The sequence below is a fragment of the Streptomyces sp. NPDC018031 genome, from assembly GCF_044327625.1.
In the GTDB taxonomy this organism is placed as follows: Bacteria; Actinomycetota; Actinomycetes; order Streptomycetales; family Streptomycetaceae; genus Streptomyces.
Genome location: NZ_JBIRFT010000058.1, coordinates 1 through 3,605 on the forward strand (window position 1 = coordinate 1; position 3,605 = coordinate 3,605).

Here is a 3,605-nt window from a genome sequence, read left to right on the forward strand (position 1 = left end):
GCGCGGATGTGGTGCTGAACTCCCTGGCCGGGGAGTTCGTGGACGCGTCGCTGGACCTGCTGCCGCGCGGCGGCCGGTTCCTGGAGATGGGCAAGTCCGACATCCGCGACCCGGAGCAGGTCGCCGCCGGCCACCCCGGCGTCCACTACCAGACCTTCGACGTCATCGAGGCCGGCCCGGACCGGCTGGGCGCCATGCTGACCGAGGTCGTGGACCTGCTGGCGCGCGGCGAGCTGACCCCGCTGCCGGTACGGTCCTGGGACGTGCGGCGCGCCCCCGAGGCGTTCCGGTACGTCAGCCAGGCCCGGCACATCGGCAAGGTCGCCCTGACCATGCCGCGCCGCTGGGACGAGCCCGGCACCGTGCTGCTGACCGGTGCCACCGGCGCTCTCGGCGGGCTCCTCGCCCGCCACCTCGTCGCCGAGCACGGCGTCCGCCACCTGCTGCTGACCAGCAGGCGCGGCCCGGCGGCCGAGGGGACGGACGAACTCGTCGCCGGACTGCGCGAGCTGGGCGCCGCCACCGTCGACGTGGTCGCCTGCGACGCGGCCGACCGGGACGCGCTCGCCGCGACGCTCGCCGCGGTGCCCGCGGACCGTCCGCTGACCGCCGTGGTGCACGCCGCCGGCGTGGTCGACGACGCGCTGGCCGCCTCGCTCACCGACGAGCAGGTGGAGCGGGTGCTGCGGCCCAAGGTCGACGCGGCACGCAACCTGCACGAACTGACGGCCGGGCTCGACCTCGCCGCGTTCGTCCTGTTCTCCTCCGCCTCCGGCCTCTTCGGCACCCCCGGCCAGGCCAACTACGCCGCCGCCAACGCCTACCTGGACGCCCTCGCCCGGCACCGGCGGGAGGACCTCGGGCTGCCCGCCGTGTCGCTCGCCTGGGGCCTGTGGGACCAGGCGAGCGCCATGACCGAGCACCTGGACCAGGCGGACCTGGCCCGGGTGGGCCGTACCGGGGCGCTGCCGCTGCCGCCCGAGCACGGCCTCGCGCTGTTCGACGCCGCGCTCGCCGCCGACCTGGCGCTCGCGGTCCCGATCCGCCTCGACCTGGCCGGGCTGCGCTCCCGGGCGGGCGCCGGAGAGGCGGTGCCGCCGCTGCTGCGCGGCCTGGTCCGGGCCGCCGCCCGGCGCGCCACCGCGAACGCCGCCGACCAGGCGTCCGGTGCCGAGGCACTGCTCCGCAGCATCGCCGGCGCCCCGCGGGCGACCCGTGAACGGACGCTCCTGGACCTGGTGCGCACCCACGCCGCCACCGTGCTCGGCCACCCGACCGCCCAGGCCGTCGAGCCGGAACGGGCCTTCCGCGACGTGGGCTTCGACTCGCTCACCGCGGTGGAGCTGCGCAACCGGATCGGCGCCGCGACCGGGCTGCGGCTGTCCGCCGCCGTCGTCTTCGACCACCCCACGCCCGCCGCGCTGGCCGCCCACCTGACCGACCGGCTCGGCGACGACGCCACCCTGACCACCAGGGACGCGCTCGCCGAACTCGACCGGATCGAGGCCGCCCTCGCGGCGCTGGCCGAGCAGGAGACGGTACGCGGCGAGGTCACCGCACGGCTGCACACGCTCCTCACCCGCTGGAGCGGCCGGCCCGCCACCGAGCCCGACGAGGACGACGACGCCGTGCAGGACGCCAGCGACGACGAACTCTTCGACCTGCTCGACAACGAACTCGAAACCCCCTGAAGCCGTTTCGGATATTCGGATAGGTGTGACGACCCCGTGAACAACGAAGACAAACTCCGCGATTATCTGAAGCGAGCCACCACCGACCTGCGCACCGCGCGCCGCCGCATCGCGGAGCTGGAGCAGCGCGAGCAGGAGCCGATCGCCATCGTCGGCATGGCGTGCCGCTACCCGGGCGGGGTGCGGTCGCCCGAGGACCTGTGGCGGCTGGTCACCGGCCGGACGGCCACCGGCGACCCCACCGCGGACCCCGCCGGCGACCCCGACGGGCCGGCCGGCGGTACCACGGCGATCACGCCGTTCCCCGAGGACCGGGGCTGGGACACCGGTGCCCTGTACGACCCGGAGCTGTCCACCCCCGGCACCAGCTATGTGCGCGACGGCGGCTTCCTGCACGACGCCGCCGAGTTCGACGCCGAGTTCTTCGGCATCTCGCCGCGCGAGGCGCTCGCCATGGACCCGCAGCAGCGGCTGATCCTGGAGACCTCCTGGGAGGCGCTGGAGCGGGCCGGTATCGACCCGTCCTCCGTCAAGGGCAGCCACGCCGGGGTGTTCATGGGCGCCGGGCACCCCGGATACGGGACCTTCGGCCGCACCGCGCCGGAGATCGTCGAGGGCTACGGCATGACCGGCAAGGCCGCCAGCGTCATCTCCGGCCGGGTCTCCTACACCCTGGGCCTGGAGGGCCCGGCCGTCACGGTCGACACCGCCTGCTCCTCGTCACTGGTCGCCCTCCACCTCGCGGTGCGGGCGCTGCGCAAGGGCGAGTGCACCTTCGCGCTGGCCGGCGGCGTGACCGTGATGCCCACCCCCGAACTGTTCGTGGAGTTCAGCCGGCAGCGCGGCCTGGCCGCCGACGGCCGGTGCAAGTCCTTCGCCGCGGCGGCGGACGGCACCGGCTGGTCCGAGGGCGCGGGCGTGCTGCTGGTGGAGCGGCTGTCGGACGCGCTGCGCAACGGCCACCGGGTGCTGGCCGTGGTCCGCGGCTCGGCGGTCAACCAGGACGGGGCCAGCAACGGCCTCACCGCGCCCAACGGCCCCTCCCAGGAGCGCGTCATCCGCACGGCTCTGGCCGACGCCCGGCTCGGCGTCGGCGACGTGGACGCGGTCGAGGCGCACGGCACCGGGACCCGGCTCGGCGACCCCATCGAGGCGCACGCCCTGCTGGCCACCTACGGCCAGCGCTCCGCCGACGCGCGGCCCCTGCTGCTCGGCTCGCTGAAGTCCAACATCGGCCACACCCAGGCCGCGGCCGGGGTCGGCGGCGTCATCAAGATGGTGATGGCGCTGCGTGAGGAGGCGCTGCCGCGCACGCTGCACGTGGACGCCCCGACCCCGCACGTGGACTGGTCGGCCGGCGCCGTGGAACTGCTCACCGAGGAACGCCCCTGGCCGCGCGGCGAGCAGCCGCGCCGCGCCGGGGTGTCGTCGTTCGGCGTGAGCGGCACCAACGCCCACGTCATCCTGGAGGAGGCCGGCCCGGTACCGGACGGGCCGGCCGCCGAGGACGGCGCCCCGGAGCCTGCGGCCGCCGCGTCCGGTACCGTCCCGGCCCCCGTCGCCTGGACCGTCTCCGGCAGGAACCCCGCCGCGCTGCGCGCCCAGGCCGAGCGGCTGCGGGACTTCGCCGCGGCCCGCCCCGCGCTGGACCCGCGCGACATCGGGGCGTCGCTGGCCACCACCCGTGCCGCTCTGGAGCACCGTGCCGTGGTGATCGCCGACGACCGGGACACCCTGCTCGCCGGGCTCGGCGCCCTCGCCGAGGACGCGCCCGATCCCCGGCTCACCACCGGTGAGACCACCGACCACGCCCGGAACCCGGTGTTCGTGTTCCCGGGTCAGGGTGCGCAGTGGGTGGGGATGGCGCGGGAGTTGATGGCTTCGGTGCCGGTGTTCGCGGAGTCGATGGAGCGG

2 protein-coding genes are annotated in these 3,605 nt (G+C 75.8%); both read left to right on the forward strand.

The window, feature by feature from the left end:
* A partial coding sequence (locus ACH4B3_RS34180) for an SDR family NAD(P)-dependent oxidoreductase (protein ID WP_398469677.1) occupies positions 1 to 1,691 on the forward strand: 1,691 nt, incomplete at its 5' end.
* A 36-nt stretch (positions 1,692 to 1,727) separates the two neighbouring features.
* Positions 1,728 to 3,605, forward strand: a 1,878-nt coding sequence (locus tag ACH4B3_RS34185) for a type I polyketide synthase (RefSeq protein WP_398469679.1), incomplete at its 3' end; no start/stop codon positions are given.